A 19,047-nucleotide genomic window follows, 5' to 3' on the forward strand; every position below is an offset into this window, starting at 1 on the left:
CCATGAGCACCGCAGAGACCAGTGATGCCGGACCTCGCCTGAAGCCGCTCAGCCCGCTGATCTTGCGCGACCTGTCCACCAAGTCGAACCTTGCCGGCGCGGTGCGCGCGGCAAGTCATTACGGGATGATCGTTGTGGTCGGCGCGCTGATCTGGCTGGTCTCGTCGCGCGATGGTCTCGCGTGGGCGATGCCGCTGATTGCCATCCAGGGCTACTTCGTCGCGTTCCTGTTCATGGTGGTGCACGAGACCGCGCACAAGACTGCGTTCCGCAGTCATGCGCTCAATCTTGTGGTCGGCAATCTGTCCGCCTTCATGATCGGATTGCCATACCAATATTACTGCCTGTTTCACTGGGACCATCATCGCTACACCCAGGATCCGGAGAAGGACCCGGAGTTGATCGTCGGCCCCAAGCCCGCGTCGGACACCCAGCTTGCGATCGCCTATTTGGGGCTGTTGCAGGTGCTGGTTCGGATCCGGCTGATGTTCCGCCATGCACTCACCGGGAAGGTGACCGTGCCGTGGATTCCGCAGCACAAACGCGCCTCGATCGTGCTGGAAGCCAGGCTTTATCTTGCAGGTTACCTGCTGTTGCTCGTGGCATCGCTCGCGCTGCACAGCGCGATCCTGCTCTGGGTGTGGATCGTGCCGCTGCTCGCCGGTCAGCTCATCCTGCGCCCGTATCTCTATGCAGAGCACACCGGTTGCGAGCGGACGCGGAGTGCGTTCGAGAACACGCGCACCACGATGACAGGCCGGATCATGAAATGGTTCGCCTGGAACATGCCGTATCACGTCGAGCATCATGCCTATCCGACGGTGCCGTTCCATGCGTTGCCGAGGGGGCTGAACGCCATGGTCGATGGCCACATCGTGTATCGCGGCAGCAACTACCGCGCCGTGACGCGCGAGACCTGGGCCTGGTTCCGCCGTCAGCGGCAGCGCTCGGCTTGATGCTCACGCCTCGGCGTGCGGCCGCAGCACCAGATTGACGAGGTTGCGGGCATAGGCCGGCGTCAGCGGCTTGATGCCGAAGACATACCGGTAGAACAGGCTGCCGTAGATCGCGTCATAGATATCGCCGGGTACGCCCGGTGCGCCGATGCTGCCGTCCTTCTGGCCGGCAGCGATGATTTCCAGCATCCGGCTGCGACGAAGGCCGAGATAGCGCTCGTAGAACAGTTCGGCCGTGCCGGTCTGCGAGATGCATTCCGAGATCACCGCGAGCTGCACCCGTCCGAACTCGCCCTGCAACGCCTCGACATACGTCGCGACGTGGCGGCGGATACGGGCGACCGGATTGCCCGCTTCAGGCAGCGGCACCGCGCGCGAGGCCTGGTCGAGGAAAGCATCGATCAGCAAGGCCTCGCGCGACGGCCACCATTTGTAGATCGTCATCTTCGAGACGTTGGAATGTCTGGCGATCGCGTCAATCGTGGTGGCGGCAAGGCCGGTGGTCGCCATCAGCGTATAGGCGCTGTGCAGGATCGCGGCCGTGGTCACGGCGGAGCGTGGCCGGCCGCGCCGACCCGTTGCCGTATCCTCCGTCTCCGCCTTGCTTCCCGCCATGGCTGGGATTCGTATCCTGCGTGCTTGAATCATTGCGTGCCCTGCGAACATAGCATGAAATCGCGCGCTGTTTCAGATCATCGCCGCCGCTGATACTGTACAATTCGCCAGCGAAGGCTCAGCTCAACTGCTCACCGAACAGGAGTATCCCGTGAAGGCCGTCTACAGTGATCTGCACCGCAGCCATGATCCGCAATTCTTCCTGGTCCGCGGTGTGGTCCAGCGCACCACCGAGCAGCCCGAGCGCGCCGACCGCCTGCTGGCGGGCCTGAAGGCCGGCAAGCACACGCTGATCGAGCCGACCAAATTCGGGCAGGGCCCACGGGCGCGGGTGCACAGTCCGGAATATCTGAGCTTTCTCGCTGACGCCTGGGACGAATGGGCGGCGCTCGGCAATGCTGGACCGGAGATGATCGCGAACATGCATCCGGTGCGCAACGCCGGCACGTACCCCACTCACATCGTCGGCAAGCTCGGCTGGCATACGGTTGACACCGCGGCGCCGATCGGCCCCGGCACCTGGGCCGGCGCCTGCGCCTCGAGCGACGTCGCAGTCACCGCGGCGCAGATGGTGCTCGACGGCGAGGACGCCGTCTACGCGCTGTGCCGTCCGCCCGGTCACCACGCCTATCGCGATCTCGCCGGCGGCTTCTGCTTCCTCAACAACAGCGCGATCGCGGCCGAGCACCTGCGCCAGAAACACGAGCGCGTCGCGATCCTCGATGTCGACGTGCATCACGGCAACGGCACGCAGGGCATCTTCTACGAGCGGGGAGATGTCTTCACGGTCTCGATCCACGCCGATCCGTCGTTCTTCTACCCGTTCGTCTGGGGCTATGCGCATGAGCGTGGCGCCGGGGCCGGCCTTGGCACCAATCTCAACATTCCCCTCGCCAAGGGTACCGGCGACGACGACTACATCAAGGCGCTCGCGGCGGCGGAGAAGGCGATCCGCTCCTTCGCGCCAACCGCGCTTGTGGTCGCACTCGGTCTCGACGCCTCCGAGAAGGACCCGCTCGCAGGCCTCGCCGTCACCACCGACGGCTTCCGCCGGATCGGCGAGGCGCTCGCCCGGTTCGGCCTGCCGACCGTGCTGGTGCAGGAGGGCGGCTATCTCTCCGACATCCTCGGTGCCAATCTGACGGCGGTGCTCGGCGGATTCGAAGCCGCCCGCTAGCGCGGTTTCGAGAGGAGCGGTGACCGGTTCGCGCGAAGAAAACCCGTCAAAACAACAGTCTGGAGCATCGGTTGTGATGGATCAGGACCGATGCCCCCGGCCGTGCGGCGCACAACAAGGCGTCGTGGAGTTGCGCCTTTGCAACCAAAGCCGGATCATGCCGTTGGTATCCGGTGCTGGCCTATGACCTTGCCTGGCGGCATCGGCCGGGCGGGCAGCAACGCGAGGACGGCCATGAGCGATCTGCTTCGCATCGCCATCGTCGGTTTCGGGGAGATCGCGTGCCGGCAGCACGTGCCTGCGATCGCGAAGACATCAGGCGCGGCACTCGTCGCGGTGGCCGATCCGGCCAAGACCCCATCCTGCCTGCCGCATTTCCGCGACTTGCAGGAGTTGTTGCGCGACGGTCCGGAGATCGATGCGGTTGCGCTGTGCACGCCGCCGCAGGCGCGTCACGCGCAGGCTGCCGCAGCACTCGCCGCCGGCAAGCATGTGCTGCTGGAGAAGCCGCCCGGGTCTACGTTAAGCGAACTCAGGCCGCTGATCGCGGCCGCGGGCGAGGCCGGCCGGACATTGTTTGCGACATGGCACTCGCGCTACGCACCCGCGGTCGGACCGGCGCGGCAATTGCTCGCCGGCCGCACGATCAACAAGGTGACGATCATCTGGAAGGAAGACGTCCGCGTCTGGCATCCAGGCCAGGCCTGGATCTTCGAGGCGGGCGGCTTCGGCGTGTTCGATCCCGGCATCAACGCGCTGTCGATCCTGACCGAGATCCTGCCGCGTCCAGTCTTTGTCAGGAGTGCGGTCCTGGACGTTCCTTCCAACCGGGAGGCGCCGATTGCAGCAGCAATCGAACTGTCCGATGAGAACGGCCTGCCGATCCACGCCGAATTCGATCTTCGCCAGACCGGGCCGCCGAGCTGGGACATCCTGTGCGAGACCGAGGCTGGGCCTGTGACGCTGTCGAAAGGCGGACGGCAGCTGCGCGACGGCAGCAGGTTGGTGGTCGATGCCACGGATGAGGAATATCCCGCGCTGTACCGCCGCTTCGTCGCGCTGACGGCGGACGGAAAGTCCGAGGTCGACCTCGCGCCCTTGCGGCTGGTCGCCGATAGCTTCATGCTGGGGCGACGGCGCTCTGTCGAGGCGTTCGGGGACTGACAATGACATCAGCCAGCATTGCTCGCGCGCCCTTCGGCAAATTGCCCGACGGCACCGTGGTCGAGCGCGTGACGCTGCGCGGCGAACACGGCTTCGAGGCCAGCATCCTTCCGTTCGGCGCCACGCTGCAAGCGCTGCTCGTGCCCGATCGCGGCGGGCATTGCGACGACGTCGTGCTGGGCCATGACGAATTCGACGGCTATCTCGCGCAGCGCAAATTCTTCGGCGCGACCATCGGGCGCTACGCCAACCGGATCGCCGGCGCGCGCTTCGTGCTCGATGGCGAGACGGTGAATCTCGCCGCCAACAACGGCCCCAACGCGCTGCATGGTGGCCTGCAGGGCTTTGATCGCAAGCTGTGGCGGATCGCCGAACTATCCGACGAACCGGGGCCGACGCTGGTGCTGGAGCGCGAAAGCCCGCATGGCGAAGAGGGCTATCCGGGCAATCTTCAGACCCGGGTGACGTATCAGGTGCGCAACCCGATGGAACTCGCGGTCACCTACGAGGCGACCATCGACCGGCCGACCTACGTCAATCTCACCAATCACAGCTTCTTCAATCTAGACGGCGCGTGCTCAGGCACACAAATCCTCGATCACAGGCTGACGATCGTTTCCGATCATTTCCTCGCGGTGGACGTCACGGCGATCCCGTTGCCAGAGCCGCCACGGCCGGTTGACGGCACGCCGTTCGACTTCCGCAAGCCCACCGCGATCGGCGCGCGGATCAGGATGAATGACGAGCAGCTGCGGCTCGGGCGCGGCTATGACCACAATTTCTGTCTGGCCTCGGGGGCAGGCTTTCGCCTCGCCGCGCGCCTCGAGGCGCCGCACAGCGGTCGCGTGATGGAGCTGTTCACCGATCAGCCGGGGTTGCAGTTCTATTCCGGCAACTTCCTCGATGGCTCGAGCGCCGGCAAGGGCGATCGGCTCTATCGCCAATCCGACGCGCTATGTCTCGAGCCGCACGCCTGGCCGGATACGCCGAACCGGCCTGACTTCCCGTCGGCGCGGCTCGACCCCGGGCAGATCTACCGGCGCATCGCAATTTATCGATTCTCGACCATGTGAGTGACGCCATGACCGACCGCGCCGCAGAGCCGCTGATCGAAGAGGTGCCGACATCCGTGCTGTCTGCCGAGCGCTGTCATCTCGGCGAGGGCCCGACCTATGACGCGGCGACCGACACCGCATGGTGGTTCGACATCCGCGAGCGTCGCCTGTTCGAGCATCGTTTTGCAAGCGGCCGCACCGTCGTTCACGAATTGCCGAAGATGGCGAGCGCATTGGCGCGGATCGACGGCGAGCGGCAGCTGATCCTCACTGAGGATGGGCTTTACGTCCGGCAGGTCGCCAGCGGTCGCATGGAGCTGTTCGTCGCACTCGAAGCCGACAATCCCGTGACGCGCTCCAATGATGCGCGCGTGCATCCGTTCGGGCACCTTTTGGCTCGGCACCATGGGGCGCCAGGCCGAGCACGGCGCAGGTTCGATCTACGCGCTGCATCACGGCCACATCACGCGGCTCTATCCCGGGGTCACGATCCCCAATGCGATCTGTTTTTCGCCCGCTGGCGACGTCGGCTATTTCGCCGATACCGCGACCAACGTGCTGCATCGCGTACCGCTCGATCCATCAACCGGACTGCCGACCGGCGAGCCGATCGATTTGATCAGACATCAAGGCACCGGCGGGCTCGACGGTGCGATCGTCGATGCCGATGGGTTGATCTGGAACGCGCGCTGGGGCGGTGGCTGCGTCGATGTCTACGATCCCAGCGGCCGGCACCTGCGCTCGCTGAAGGTGCCGGCAAGCCAATCGAGCTGCCCGGCCTTTGTCGGCCGCGATTTCGCGCGCGTGCTGGTCACCTCGGCCTGGCAGGACATGGACGAGGCCCAGCGCGCGGCCGATCCCGGCCACGGTCAAACCTTTCTGCTCGATGCCGCGGCACGCGGCCGTGCCGAGCCTGACGTCAAACTGTTCTGAACGCGGGCCTGCCGCCGCCTTGTTGACGTGACCTGAATATTTGGACGATAGTACAAATATGGTCCGCAAACCTGCCAAGCCCGGCATGAAGGCCGACGCCAAGGTCGCCAGCACCCGCAAGCCGAACATGCGCGAGGCGATCCTCGCCGCGGCGGAGGAACTGTTCTCGACCTACGGCTTCAACGCCGTCTCGGTACGCGACATCGCGCAGGCGGCCGGCGCCAATCCCGGTAGCGTGACCTATCACTTCAAGACCAAGGACGGCCTGCTGCTGGAGATCTATCGTCGGCATTGCGGCCCGATGAATCGGCGGCGCTCGGAGCTCCTGGCGGCGGCGCGGCGGGTGCGCGACCTGCAGGACCGGCTGGAGGCGATCGTGCGCGCCTATGTGCTGCCGGCCTTCACTTCGGGCAGCGATCTTGCCGGTGGCGGGACGCGGTTCACGCGGTTGCGCGCGATCATGTCGGCCGAGGGCAACGAGGTCGTGCGCAAGATTATCGCGCAGACCTTCGACGACACCAGCCACGCCTTCATCGACGCGATCCATGAAAGCCTGCCGCATATTCCGCGCACCGATCTGGTCTGGCGCGGCCACTTCCTGCTCGGCGCGCTCTACTACACGCTGGTGACGCCGGAGCGCGTCTCGCGCCTGTCGCGCGGCAGCGCCGACGGCACCGATGCCGGCCATGCGATCGAAGAGCTGGTGCGCGCGACGGTCGCCGCGCTGCAAGCCGCGCCGCTCGATCAACCAGCGCCTGTGCCGCGCAAGGCCGCAAGCGTGAATCCAGGGCGCGCGCTGACCTGACCCCGCGGAGTTCGTCGCCATGGAGAAACTTCGGCTGCGCTCGGTGCTTGGCAATCACCCGCACGTCCAGGCGGTGAAGAGCGGCGAGCTGCGCTCGGAGCTGTTCGATCTCGACTTCACCGAGTTCACGCCGACCAACGCGGCGTTCAAGCCGATGGTGCGCGAGCAGGCGTTCGACGTCTGCGAGATGGCGATCGTGACCTATTTGATGGCAAGGGCGCACGGCAAACCACTGGTGCTGTTGCCGGCTGCGATGGTCGGCCGCTTCCAGCATGGCCACGCGCTATACCGCGCCGACCGCGGCACGCTGATACCTGCCGATCTCGAAGGCAAGCGGGTCGGCATCCGCTCGTTCACGACCACGACCGGCGCATGGATGCGCGGCATCCTCGCCAACGATCATGGCGTCAACCTCGACCGTATCGACTGGGTCACGTTCGAGGACCCGCATGTCGCCGAATATGTCGACAGCACTGAACGGGCGCCGAAGGGCAGGGCCATCATCCAGATGCTGAAGGACGGCGAGCTGGATGCCGTGCTGGGCGAGACCTCGAGCGATCCGGCGCTCAGGCCGTTGTTCGCCGATCCGACCGCAGAGGCGGCGCGGTGGTACGCGCGGCATGGCGTCGTGCCGGTCAATCATCTGGTGGTGGTGACGACGCAGCTTGCGACATCGCGCCCGGACGTGGTGCGGAGCCTCTACGAACTCTTCAAGCGCGCCAGGGCGAACGCCGGTCCGCCTGATGTGCCGGACCTGCTGCCGTTCGGCGTCGAAACGAACCGCAAGCCGCTCGAACTGATGATCGACTATTGCGTCCAGCAGGCGTTGATCCCCCGGCGGATCGCGGTCGATGAGCTGTTTGACGACACGACACGGGACTTGAACTGATGACAATCTCCAGCGATCCGCGGCAGTGGCAGGTCGGCATGCTCGGCTATGGCGAGGTCGGACGCATCCTTGCCGAAGACCTGCGCAAGCGGGACGTCAAGGTCGCCGCCTACGATATCAAGCTGGACCGCGAGGAGGGCGCGCCGCTGCGTGCGCACGCGGCGGAGACCGGTGTCGCGCTTGCGCAGTCCCACACCGATCTCGCGACGCGGGGAATCCGCCGCGTTCCCTGCCGACGCGCAATGCGCTATTGCTCCGTGAACAGTTTTGGTCTGGAGGCACTCCCATGAAGAATTCCGGCAAGGTCGTCGTCATCACCGGAGCGGCGCGCGGTATCGGCAAGGCCTGCGCCGCGCGGTTCCTGTCCGATGGCGCCAGGGTTGTGATCTCGGATGTCGACGCTGCGGGGCTCGTCCACGCCGCCCAAGAACTCGGACATGAGGATCGGTTGCGGGCCGTCGAGGCCGACGTCAGCAAGCGCGCCGATGTCGATGCCATCGTGGCTCACGCGGTGAAGGAGTTCGGCCGGCTCGACGTCATGGTCAACAATGCCGGCGTCGCGCGCAACCGCGACTTCCTCGATATCAGTGAGACCGAATTCGACGACGTGATGGGGATCAATCTCAAGGGCGCGTTCTTCGGTGTTCAGGCCGCGGCGCGCCAGATGATCGCGCAGGGCGGTGGCGGCGTCGTCGTCAACATGTCCTCGGTCAACGCGCTGCTCGCGATCCCCTCGCTTGCGACCTATGCGATGTCCAAGGGCGCGATGAAGCAGCTCACCTCGGTGGCCGCGGTGGCGCTCGCGCCGCACGGCATTCGGGTCGTGGCGGTCGGGCCCGGCACGATCCTGACCGAGATGGTGGCGACGGCGATCTTCTCGTCGGAGGACGCGCGGCGCAGCGTGCTGTCGCGCACCCCGGCCGGCCGCTGCGGCGAGCCGAGCGAGGTTGCCTCCGTCGTGGCGTTCCTCGCCAGCGACGACGCCTCCTACATCACCGGCCAGACCATCTATCCCGACGGCGGGCGGTTGATCCTCAACTACACGGTACCGGTCAACGAGAGGAAGTAGGGCGCAGGTTCAATCGCGAGCACACTGCCAAAATATCGAAAACAACCCCATGCAAAGTAGCCGGCGGCTGCCGGCGTTCGACCAGGCTACTTGACGCGTCGGGCAAATCAGGGATATTCTTCTAATATCCAGAAATTGCTCGACATCATCATCTGTCATCGCCCGGTTTAACCGGGCGATGAGTGTATTGCGTGGCAACGACGATGGCGGGTTGGACCACCGCTGTTACCGCACTCTCAGCTGCCACTACCCGCGAAGGCGTGCGCGGGTGATGACACGGGATGGCTACCGGCCCTTGAACTGCGGCTTGCGCTTTTCCATGAAGGCGTTGCGGCCTTCGCGGAAATCCGCGCTGTCCATGCAGTCGATGCCGATCTGCTTGATCGCGGCCATGTCGCGATCGGCGGGATCCTTCAGCACCTGCGCGATGGTGATCTTGGCGGCCTTGATCGCCAGCGGCGCGTTGCCCGAAATGGTGCGCGCGATCTCCATGGTCGCATCCCACAACTCGGCATCCGGCAGCACGCGATCGACGAGGCCGATCCGCAGCGCTTCCGCGGAGTCGATCCGCATGCCCGTGTACATGATCAGCCGCGCCCAGGACGGGCCGACCAGCGACACCAGGTGGCGCAGCCCGTCATAGCCGTAGGCGATGCCGAGCTTGGCGGCAGGAATGCCGAACTGCCCGCTGGCGCCGGAGATGCGGATATCGGTCAGCATCGCGACCTGCATGCCGCCGCCGAGGCAGAAGCCGCGGATGCAGGCGATGGTCGGCTTCGGGTAGTCGGCGAGCAAGGCGCGCTGGGCGGCGCTGCGCCGTGAATATTCCTCGGAGGCTTCCGCGTTGTGGCGGGTCTTCTCGAACTGGCTGATATCGGCGCCGGACACGAAGGCCTTGTCGCCAGCGCCGACCAGGATCACGACACGGACAGCCGGATCGTCGCGCAAGGCGGTCAGCGCCTCGCCGAGCCCCTCCCACATCTCCAGCGACATCGCATTGCGCTTGTCGGGATTGTTGAAGGTGATGACGCCGACGCCGTCGATCACGCCTTGCAGGATCTTGCCGTCGGCAAGCGACTTGTCTGAAAGGTTTGGCATATGAGGATCCGGTCTGATTTCGGCCAAGGCTGGCATCAAAAGGCTGGCATCAAGGTTGAGGCTGGCACCAAGGCTAGCACCGGATTGAGCGGGCCGCGGCAGGCGGTTTAGGGCACTGCGCGATTGCAACGGCGTGCGGCAACTCTCCCGGTGGTTGTACGGCTCGCAAAATAAACCGACGCGACGTGCCTGTCGTCGGCAAGGTCGGCGACCGCCGTATTTCGAGGAGTTTCGGCAAGCTCGAAGGCTGCATCTCGACACGATGAGCGGCAGCTCCCTGCTCGAGCTAAGAATAACGCCTGCAATGCGCGAGAAGGTCGCCGACAAGCTGGCCTGCGTCGATTTGCGCAGCAAATCGGGTGAGGGGTTACGGTTTATCGAGAGAGCAAGAGCCTCACCCGGATTGCACCGGACGATGCTTCGCATCGCCGAGAGCAATCCGACCTCTCCCCGACGGGGAGAGGTGAACCGAAACCGCGCCAAGCCGATTCAACCAAACCTCATCCCGCTTTACGTCAGCTGTTCCGGATCTTCGGCCGCGCGCATCCGCGCGATACTGTCTTCTGTCGCCGCCGCGCCGGCCGCCGCGATCGCGATCTCGCGCGCCAAATTGGTGCATTCGGCCCACAACAGGAAGAACACCAGCGGCGGCCGCTCGCGCGCCTCCAGCATCTGCCGGCAGCGCTCCGCGGCGCCGTCGAGCGCCCACCACTGCCGGGCGACGACCATGACCTTGCGGAAGCTGCGCAGTGTGCCGGAGAATTTCTGCGGATCGGCACCCACGGTGGCGCCGCAATGGTTCAGCCAGTTCAACGCCGCATAGATCGCGATGCCGTAGTCCTCGATCGCCGTTCCCGTGAAATCGATGACGGTGTTGTCGTGCGCGCGCTGGCGCAGGAAAGCGTCGATCATCTCGGTCTGGCGCGCCGGATCGACCAGCAGCGAGGTGTCTTTCCGCGGCACCATCGGGACATAGCGCATCGCCTCGAGCCGCGTGTGCTCCCAGATCGCCCTGCTATCGCCGAGCAGGTCGCCGGGCTTGCGCTTGCAAGCCGGATAGACCAGCACGCCGTTGTCGGCGAGATCGAGATAGCGCGGCACCACCTTGTCGAGTGCGGCGAGAAACGCGCAGGGATCGGTGAGGCCGCGCAAGTCGCTGGCGGCGTCGTCCGTCTGTGCAGGCTTGTTGCCGCGTGTCCAGCCGAAATTGGCCATCCCCGGACGCCCCGATCTCAACCTCGCCATCAGGTTAAATGGAAAATGTGGCGATGCAAATGTGGCATTTGCTGCTGCGCGGCCGTGTGTGTCGGCTGCTGCCGGTTGACGCGGGAGACCGCCGCGCCTAGCTCATGGTTAATGGTGCGCAACGTGGGTTGCTGCCGCTTTCGGGACCTATCGCCGTGACCGCTCCTGATCGCCAGTCGCATTGGCAGACCGTCTATTTGACCAAGGGCGAGCAGCAGGTGAGCTGGTCGCAGGCCGATCCGCAGCCATCGCTGGGCTTGATCGAATCCGTCGCGCCCGGCCGCGATGCGTCGATCATCGACATCGGCGGCGGGGCCTCGCGCCTCGTCGATGCGCTGCTGGCGGAGGGGCTTTCATGATCTGACCGTGCTCGATCTCTCCGAAGCGGCGCTGGCGAGCGCGCGGGAACGGGTCGGCGCGCCCGGCGCGGCGGTGCGCTGGGTGGCCGACGATGTGACGGTCTGGCAGCCGCAGCAGCCTTTCGACATCTGGCACGATCGTGCGGCGTTTCATTTTCTCGTCGCGGAGAGCGACCGCGCGGCCTATCTCGAGAGACTGCATCGCGGCGTCAAGGCAGGTGGCCACGCCGTGATCGGCACCTTCGCGCTCGACGGTCCGGAAAAATGCAGCGGCCTGCCGGTGCAGCGCTATGATCCGGCAACGCTCAGCCGGACCATCGGTCCGGCATTCGAGCTGATCGCGCATGAGGCGCACCGGCACGTCACGCCCTGGGGCGCGACGCAGTCGTTCCAGTTCAGTGTACTGCGGCGGAAGTGACCGGCCGTGGAAGGAGAGGCGAGATGACGGACGGGCCACGGACGATCGGCGAGATCGCGAGCTATCACGCCCATGTCTATTACGACCCCACCTCCGGCCGTGGCGAGGCCGAACGCCTGCGCAACTGGATGGGCGAGCGTTTCCTGGTCACGCTCGGGCGTTGGCACGACGTCAAGGTCGGCCCGCACGACCAGGCGATGTATCAGGTGGCGTTTGCGGCCGAGCTGTTTCCGACCCTGGTGCCGTGGCTGATGCTGAACCATGGCAGCCTGAGCATCCTGGTCCATCCCAACACGACCAATCCGCGCCGCGATCATCGCGACGATCCGCTCTGGATCGGCACACCGCTTGCCGTCCATGCCGACAAGCTGCCCGAGGAGGCCGAAATGGAGCAGGCGCCGACCCCGAACACGTCGCCGACATTGCGACCCTGAGCGCGAGCTCCGGTCGACGCGATGAGTAAAGTTTGACGCAATTGCGTTACAGCCAAGTCGTTTCAAACTCGTCGCGTTTTGCAACGTGAGGTTAAGCCGGCATTCCTAGGCTTACCCGACATTTCAGGGTCGGTCGCGCATTGGGCATGTTCTTTTCGTTTCGAAGCTGGTCACTGTGGCGGGTGGTTGGCCCTCTGCTCGCGATCGTGTTGCTGCTTGGCGGTCTGTCGGCCGGCAGCCTGCAGGTGATGTCCGCGGTGCGGGCCTATGTGGCGGGCGAGAGCCTGTGGTCGAAGGGACAGAAGGACGCCATTCACGACCTCCAGATCTATGTCAGCACCGGCGCGCCGCTCTATCTGCAGAAGTTCGATGCCGCGATCGCGGTGCCGCTGGCCGATCGCACGGCGCGGCTCGCGCTGGAAGCGCCGGGCAACAACGACGCCGTGGCCCGAGCCGGCTTCGCCAAAGCGGGCAATCATGACGACGACATCGGCGGCCTGATCTGGCTGTTCAAATATTTCCGCACGATGCATCACGTGGCCGGCGCGGTGACGGCCTGGCGGAATTCGGATGCCCTGCTCGATCAGCTGATCGAAATCAGGAACGAGGCCGCCAACGACGTCGCGCTGCATGATCCCTCGGCTGCGACCATCAAACACTGGGCGGAGCGGATCGGTGCGGTCGACGCCGCACTGAGCACGCTCGCCGTCGATTTCTCCGACCATTTGGGGAAGGCGTCGCGTCAGGTCTCCGCGCTGCTGTTGCTGGTCAATCTCGTGATCGCGGCCTGCCTTGCCGGCATCGTCCTGTTCCATACGCGACGGATGCTGTGGCGGCGCTGGCTCGCCGAGACCGCGCTCGCCGTCGAGAAGGAGCGCGCTCAGCTCACGCTGGCCTCGATCGGCGACGCGGTCATCGTGACCACGCAGGACGATCGCGTCGGCTACATGAACGGCGCCGCGCAGCGGCTGATCGCGTCGGGGCAGGACGTAACCGGATGGCAGCTCTCGTCACTATTCAACATTGCCGAGCAGCCGGTGCGGGGATCGTTCCAGAGCGCCGATTCCGACGACGAGAGCCGGCCGCAGCAGCGGCTCCTGGTGCGGCCGGACCATTCCAGCGTGCCGGTCTCGGTGGTCGAGACCCCGATCGTGCATGCCGGCGAACCGGCCGGCCGCGTCATGATCATTCACGACATGACGGCCGAGCGGCGGCTGGTCGAGGAACTGGCGTGGGCCGCCTCCCATGACGCACTCACCGGCCTTGCGAACCGCCGGCAGTTCGAGTTCGAACTGCACAAGGCGATGTCGGGCTCGCCGGCCACAGGCGCCGATCTGATGCTGATCGACCTCGATCAGTTCAAGGTCGTCAACGACACCTGCGGCCACATGGCGGGCGACCGGCTGCTGAAACAGGTAGCGAGGCTATTGGCGGCTGAAGTCGGCGGCAGCGGGCTGGTCGCGCGTCTCGGCGGCGACGAGTTCGGCATTCTGCTCCACGATGACGGCTCCACCGCGCATGACGTCGCCACCGACGTCGCGGAGCGGATCAGGGCAGTGATCGAGCAGTCGAACTTCGTCCATGAGGGCTCGAGCTTCCGGATCAGCGCGAGCATCGGTCTGGTCGCGTTGGCCGACAGCGCCGGCGTGCAGGACGCGTTGCGCCTCGCTGATGTCGCCTGCTTCCTCGCCAAGGACAAGGGACGCAACCGCGTCCAGGAGCACCGTCCGTCCGATACCGGCATGGCGGTGCGTGTCGCCGAGATGAGTTGGGTCAATCGCATCCGCAAGGGATTGGACGAGGGGCGCTTCTGCCTCTACGAGCAGGAGATCCGTCCGATCAACGGTGCGCTGAAGGGCAATGAGCGGCGCGAACTGCTGCTGCGGCTGCGCGACGAGAGCGGCGCGCTGGTGCCGCCCGGCAGCTTCCTGCCTGCGGCCGAACGTTATGGGTTGATGCCGCTGATCGACCGCTGGGTGGTTCGCCGCGCCTTCGAGATCATCGCCGAGCGCAAGCATCATCCGCGCAGGATTGCGAGCTACGCCATCAATCTCTCCGGCGCCACGATTGGCGACAGCGATTTCGTCGACTTCGTCGCCGAGCTGTTCGCGCAGCATGATTTTTCGCCGGCATTGGTGTGTTTCGAGATCACCGAGACCAGTGCAATCTCGAATCTCGACGAGGCGCAGACATTCATCGCGCGGCTGCGCAAGATCGGCTGCAGTTTCTCGCTCGACGATTTCGGCACCGGCATGTCCTCGATCGCGTATCTGAAGCACCTGCCGGTCGACACCATCAAGATCGACGGCTCGTTCGTGAAGGAGATCCTGAACAGCAAGGTCGATCGCGCGATGGTCGAGATGATCACCAAGACCGCGAAGATCATGCAGAAGCAGGTGGTCGCCGAATTCGTCGAGAGCCTCGCGATCCTGGACGAGCTGCGCCAGATCGGGGTCGACTACGCGCAAGGTTACGCCATCGGGAAGCCGGTCCCGGTGCTCACCCTCCGGGAAGAAAAGATCGCCTGAGTCGCCGAAATTGTCCCGAATCGGGACTTTTTCGGCCATTTCAGCTCGTCCAAGGCTGATTCTCTGGCACTTTCCATCCGAAAAACGTTTAAAAATCCTGTCGTTGCCCGCTCCGTCTCGATTATGCCTTACTCTAATTCCCTGATATGATGAGCGAACGGTGAATTCACGTGGGCCGGGTAACAGGCCCCAGAGCACCGACTTGGGGATGATGGGTCAACGTACGACGAAAGCAGCCGCGCGCAAGTCGAACCGCGGCGTGTCTCTGGTGGGCAGCACGGCGTTCGCCGTGAGCGCGCTCGTCCTGTCGTCTGGCCTTGCCGCCTGGATGGTTGGCATCGACCCTACCGCATGGCTGCATGGACCGGCACTCGCCAACACCACCGCCTCGTTGAATTTCGACGATCGCTTCGGCTCTCGCTCCACGATCAACACGGCTTCGCTCTATTATCCTCTGCGCCGCGGGTTCCGTTCGAGCCGCGGCGATTTCAATTCCGAGTTCGGTCAGATCGAGGACGCGCTGGCCGGCCAGCTGCGTGACACCCAGACCGAACTGCCGGCCAGCCAGCCGGCGTCGGCATCCGTCGCGGCCACGACCACGACCGCAGCATCTGCCGTGCCGATGCCGCGATCGCGACCGGCCGAAGCCAATCTGCTTGCGCGCAACGATCAGCCGCTGCCGCCACAGGCGCCGGTCCAGCAGGGCGACAACCGGACGTTCCTGCAGAAGATCGCCGACATGATGCCGGGCAAGCTGCAGCTTGCCTCGATCGATCCGAATGATGGCTTGTTGTCCGGCCCTAGCCCCAATCTCGGTGCGCTCGGTTATGACAGCACCACGGCGGTCTACGACATCAGCGGCCGCATCGTGTACATGCCCGACGGCACGAAGTTCGAAGCGCATTCGGGGCTCGGCAATCTGCTCGATGATCCGTCGCATGTGAACGCCCGCAACGCCGGTGCGACGCCGCCCGGCGTCTACGAGATGAAGCCCCGCGAGAAGCTGTTCCACGGCGTGCCTGCGCTGCGCATGACCCCGGTCGATGGCAGCGACACGTTCGGGCGTGTCGGTCTGCTCGTGCACAGCTACATGCTCGGGCCGAATGGCGACTCCAACGGCTGCATCTCGGTCAAGCACTACGACAAATTCCTGCAGGCCTATCGCAGCGGCACGATCAAGCGCATCGCCGTCGTGGTCAGCATCAAGGACGTCAAGTCGGCCTCGACCCGCGCGGCGTCGAACTCGTAAGCCGCACACCGGCGCCGCCGGTTCAGCGAATCCGTCAATCACAGTGAGTCTCCGGCGCGAAAGCGCCGGGCGATGCGCGGTTGGCGTGGCGGAATGCGCCGGAAAAATCTCGCGGCTTCTTATCCCTTCAGGGTTGTATACATAAATCCACCTCGTGGCGGACTATAATACCTTTAATTGCTAATCTTGGGAGAATGATGTATACGTCAGGTATCCGAACCGAACCCGAGAGGGCGACCGATGCCAAGACCTTTTCCGATGAACGCGTGGTACGCGGCCGGCTGGGACGCCGAGATCAAGCACGCGCTGTTGCCGCGAACGATCTGCGGCAGGCATGTCGTGATGTACCGGAAGGGCGACGGCGAGGTCGTGGCGCTCGAGGATGCCTGCTGGCATCGCCTCGTGCCGCTGTCCAAGGGCAGGCTCGACGGCGATACCGTGGTCTGCGGCTATCACGGCCTGAAATACAATGCGCAGGGCCGCTGCACCTTCATGCCCTCGCAGGAGACGATCAATCCGTCGGCCTGCGTGCGCGCCTATCCGGTCGTCGAGCGCCATCGCTTCATCTGGCTCTGGATGGGCGATCCCGCGCTGACCGATCCCGCGCTGGTGCCCGACATGCACTGGAATCACGATCCGGCATGGGCCGGAGACGGTAAGACCATTCACGTCAAATGCGATTACCGCCTCGTGGTCGACAATCTGATGGACCTGACCCACGAGACCTTCGTGCACGGCTCGAGCATCGGCAATGATGCGGTCGCCGAAGCGCCGTTCGACGTCACCCACGGCGAGAAGACCGTGACCGTCACGCGCTGGATGAGGGGCATCGAGGCGCCGCCGTTCTGGGCCAAGCAGCTGCAGAAGCCGGGCCCGGTCGATCGCTGGCAGATCATCCGCTTCGAGGCGCCGTGCACCGTCAATATCGACGTCGGCGTCGCGCCGGCCGGGTCGGGCGCGCCGGAGGGCGATCGCTCGCAGGGCGTCAACGGCTATGTGCTCAACACCATCACGCCGGAGACCGAGAAGACCTGCCATTATTTCTGGGCCTTCGTCCGCAATCACCGCATCACCGAGCAGCGCCTGACCAGCGAAATACGCGACGGCGTCGCCGGCATCTTCCACGAGGACGAGGTTATCCTGGAAGCGCAACAGCGCGCGATGGACGAGAATCCGGACCGCGTATTCTACAATCTCAACATCGATGCCGGCGCGATGTGGGCGCGGCGCGTCATTGACCGCATGGTGGCGAAGGAAAATCCGCCACAGCAGTTGCAAGCGGCGGAGTAGGCCGAGCCATGGCGGAACGCGAAGCCGATCGCTCAGTATCGCACACCGTGCGGGCGCAGCTCGCGCTGCGTGACCTGGTTCTCTCCGGCCGGCTGCGGCCCGGCGAGCGCATCTCGGAGCTGCAGGCGGTCGAGATCACCGGGGTGTCGCGCACGCCGGTGCGTATGGCGCTGGTTCGGCTGGAGGAGGAGGGCCTGCTGGAGGCGATCCCGTCCGGCGGCTTCATGGTCAAGGCATTTTCCGAGCGCGACATCCTCGATTCGATCGAGCTGCGCGGCACGCTGGAGGGCCTTGCCGCGCGCTTTGCCGCCGAGCGCGGCGTCTCGTCGCGCGATCTCGAGCCGCTGAAGGAGTGCCTCAGCGAGATTGACGGCTTGGTGCGGCAGGATCCGATCTCCGTCGAAGCCTTTTCGTCCTATGTCGCGCTCAACGCACGCTTCCACGCACAGCTCACCGAGCTGTCGCGCAGTCCGCCGCTGATCCGGCAGATCGACCGCGCCTCGGCGCTGCCGTTCGCCTCGCCGAGCGGCTTCGTGATGGCGCAATCGGCCTTGCCCGAGGCGCGCCAGATCCTGCTGATCGCGCAGGACCATCATCGCGTCGTGGTCGACGCCATCGAGAACCGCGAGGGCGCGCGTGCCGAAGCCGTCATGCGCGAGCATGCCCGGCTTGCGGCACGCAATCTGCGGCTGGCGCTGCGCAACCGCACGCACCTTGATCTGCTGCCGGCGCTGGCGCTGGTCACGGCCGGCTGAACGGAGCGCGCCATGCGATTCATCGAGACCTGGACATCCGCCACGCTGCTTGCGACGCGCGACCTCACGCCCGGCATCCGCGAATTCCTGCTGCGGCCGGACGATTTCACCGCCGCGCCTTATCCCGTCGGCAGCCATATCGATGTCGGCGTCACCATCGAAGGCCAGCCGCAGACCCGGTCCTATTCGCTGGTCGGCGAAGTCGATCCGCAAGGCTTCCGGATCGCGGTGCGGCACGCAGCGGATTCCCGCGGCGGCTCGCGCTATATGTGGTCGCTTATGCCGGGGGCGCGGCTCTCCGTCACGCTGCCGACCTCGCTGGTGCAACTCGACTGGACGCGGCGGCATTTCTGCCTGATCGCGGGTGGCGTCGGCATCACGCCGATCGTCGGTGCGGCACAGGCGCTGGTCCGCCGCGATGCCGGCGTGACATTGCACTATGCCGTGCGCGCGCGCGGCGACGCGGCCTACCTCGAACCGCTCGAGCGTCTGCTTGGCGACCGCCTCATCGTCCATGCCGGCGACGAGGGCAGACGGCTCGACCTCGACGGCGTCTTCGCAGGCTTGCCGCAGGATACGATGACGTTGTTCTGCGGCCCGATGCGGATGCTGGATGCCGCGCGGCGCGCCTGGGAAGCGTCCGGCCGCCCGATCACCGATCTGCGCTACGAGACCTTTGGATCGAGCGGCTTGCTGCCGACCGAGGCGTTCCGCGTGCGGCTCAGGGGTGAGGGGACCGAGTTCGTGATCCCGCGCGACCGCTCGATGCTGGACGTGCTCAACGAAGCCGGCCATGAGGTGATGAGCGACTGCCGGCGCGGCGAATGCGGTGTCTGCGCGCTTGACGTGGTCGATGTCGATGGCGAAATCGACCATCGCGACGTCTTCTTCAGCGATCATCAGAAGCAGGAGAGCCGCAAGATCTGCGCGTGCGTCTCGCGGGCCCGCGGCACCATCACGGTCGACACCTTGCATCGCGCCGACGCGCCGTGATGTGCGCGGCGCCTG

General features: G+C 65.3%; 16 protein-coding genes and 3 pseudogenes. 16 read left to right on the forward strand and 3 right to left on the reverse strand.

Annotated features, from left to right (window positions below; all coding sequences use genetic code 11):
• The first annotated feature begins 2 nt into the window (after positions 1–2).
• The gene (locus ACVWW1_RS38320; RefSeq protein ID WP_456659455.1) at positions 3–956 is read left to right on the forward strand and encodes a fatty acid desaturase; all 954 of its coding nucleotides are present in this window, start codon (positions 3–5) and stop codon (positions 954–956) included.
• 3 nt (positions 957–959) lie between these two features.
• Here ACVWW1_RS38320 and ACVWW1_RS38325 read toward each other — a convergent pair whose 3' ends face one another.
• Entirely contained in the window at positions 960–1,571 is a 612-nt protein-coding gene (locus ACVWW1_RS38325) for a TetR/AcrR family transcriptional regulator (RefSeq protein WP_456659456.1), read from the reverse strand.
• A gap of 151 nt (positions 1,572–1,722) precedes the next feature.
• Between ACVWW1_RS38325 and ACVWW1_RS38330 the strand changes: the two genes are divergently transcribed.
• From ACVWW1_RS38330 to ACVWW1_RS38365, 8 genes and pseudogenes are all read left to right on the forward strand, one after another.
• Positions 1,723–2,748, forward strand: coding sequence for a histone deacetylase family protein (locus ACVWW1_RS38330; protein WP_456659457.1), 1,026 nt, complete (start codon positions 1,723–1,725; stop codon positions 2,746–2,748).
• A 234-nt stretch (positions 2,749–2,982) separates the two neighbouring features.
• Positions 2,983–3,912, forward strand: a complete 930-nt coding sequence (locus ACVWW1_RS38335; RefSeq protein WP_456659458.1) for a Gfo/Idh/MocA family protein — start codon at positions 2,983–2,985, stop codon at positions 3,910–3,912.
• Positions 3,913–3,914: 2 nt separating this feature from the next.
• The gene (locus tag ACVWW1_RS38340) at positions 3,915–4,985 is read left to right on the forward strand and encodes an aldose epimerase family protein (RefSeq protein ID WP_456659459.1); all 1,071 of its coding nucleotides are present in this window, start codon (positions 3,915–3,917) and stop codon (positions 4,983–4,985) included.
• 35 nt (positions 4,986–5,020) lie between these two features.
• Positions 5,021–5,900 (forward strand): annotated as a pseudogene (locus tag ACVWW1_RS38345) (SMP-30/gluconolactonase/LRE family protein).
• 58 nt (positions 5,901–5,958) lie between these two features.
• A complete protein-coding gene (locus ACVWW1_RS38350; protein ID WP_456659460.1) occupies positions 5,959–6,705 on the forward strand; it encodes a TetR/AcrR family transcriptional regulator in 747 nt (248 codons plus the stop codon).
• A gap of 19 nt (positions 6,706–6,724) precedes the next feature.
• Positions 6,725–7,594: an ABC transporter substrate-binding protein gene (locus tag ACVWW1_RS38355; protein ID WP_456659461.1), complete on the forward strand. Its 870-nt coding sequence runs from the start codon at positions 6,725–6,727 to the stop codon at positions 7,592–7,594.
• Positions 7,595–7,599: 5 nt separating this feature from the next.
• Positions 7,600–7,806: pseudogene (locus tag ACVWW1_RS38360) on the forward strand (NAD(P)-dependent oxidoreductase); the annotation flags it as partial.
• 74 nt (positions 7,807–7,880) lie between these two features.
• Positions 7,881–8,663, forward strand: a complete 783-nt coding sequence (locus ACVWW1_RS38365; protein WP_456659462.1) for an SDR family NAD(P)-dependent oxidoreductase — start codon at positions 7,881–7,883, stop codon at positions 8,661–8,663.
• Between the two features lie 285 nt (positions 8,664–8,948).
• Here ACVWW1_RS38365 and ACVWW1_RS38370 read toward each other — a convergent pair whose 3' ends face one another.
• Together ACVWW1_RS38370 and ACVWW1_RS38375 are read right to left on the reverse strand one after the other, a co-directional pair.
• Positions 8,949–9,761, reverse strand: a complete 813-nt coding sequence (locus tag ACVWW1_RS38370; protein ID WP_456659463.1) for an enoyl-CoA hydratase — start codon at positions 9,759–9,761, stop codon at positions 8,949–8,951.
• A gap of 510 nt (positions 9,762–10,271) precedes the next feature.
• Positions 10,272–10,976, reverse strand: a complete 705-nt coding sequence (locus ACVWW1_RS38375) for a hypothetical protein (protein WP_207835546.1) — start codon at positions 10,974–10,976, stop codon at positions 10,272–10,274.
• Between the two features lie 185 nt (positions 10,977–11,161).
• On the opposite strand from ACVWW1_RS38375, the pseudogene ACVWW1_RS38380 reads away from it, so the two are divergent.
• The 7 genes and pseudogenes from ACVWW1_RS38380 (at position 11,162) to ACVWW1_RS38410 (ending at position 19,032) form a co-directional block, all read left to right on the forward strand.
• Positions 11,162–11,783, forward strand: a pseudogene (locus tag ACVWW1_RS38380) (class I SAM-dependent methyltransferase).
• A 23-nt stretch (positions 11,784–11,806) separates the two neighbouring features.
• Complete coding sequence (locus ACVWW1_RS38385; RefSeq protein WP_456659464.1) at positions 11,807–12,217, forward strand: DOPA 4,5-dioxygenase family protein; 411 nt, start codon at positions 11,807–11,809, stop codon at positions 12,215–12,217.
• Positions 12,218–12,363: 146 nt separating this feature from the next.
• On the forward strand, positions 12,364–14,745 hold the full coding sequence (locus ACVWW1_RS38390) for a putative bifunctional diguanylate cyclase/phosphodiesterase (RefSeq protein WP_456659465.1): 2,382 nt from the start codon (positions 12,364–12,366) through the stop codon (positions 14,743–14,745).
• Positions 14,746–14,953: 208 nt separating this feature from the next.
• Entirely contained in the window at positions 14,954–15,994 is a 1,041-nt protein-coding gene (locus ACVWW1_RS38395) for a DUF2778 domain-containing protein (protein WP_456659466.1), read from the forward strand.
• 240 nt (positions 15,995–16,234) lie between these two features.
• Complete coding sequence (locus ACVWW1_RS38400; protein ID WP_456659467.1) at positions 16,235–17,284, forward strand: aromatic ring-hydroxylating dioxygenase subunit alpha; 1,050 nt, start codon at positions 16,235–16,237, stop codon at positions 17,282–17,284.
• A gap of 8 nt (positions 17,285–17,292) precedes the next feature.
• The gene (locus ACVWW1_RS38405; RefSeq protein WP_456659468.1) at positions 17,293–18,039 is read left to right on the forward strand and encodes a GntR family transcriptional regulator; all 747 of its coding nucleotides are present in this window, start codon (positions 17,293–17,295) and stop codon (positions 18,037–18,039) included.
• Positions 18,040–18,051: 12 nt separating this feature from the next.
• Positions 18,052–19,032, forward strand: coding sequence for a PDR/VanB family oxidoreductase (locus ACVWW1_RS38410; protein WP_456659469.1), 981 nt, complete (start codon positions 18,052–18,054; stop codon positions 19,030–19,032).
• Positions 19,033–19,047: the final 15 nt, after the last annotated feature.

It is taken from the genome of Bradyrhizobium sp. JR3.5 (genome assembly GCF_054057015.1).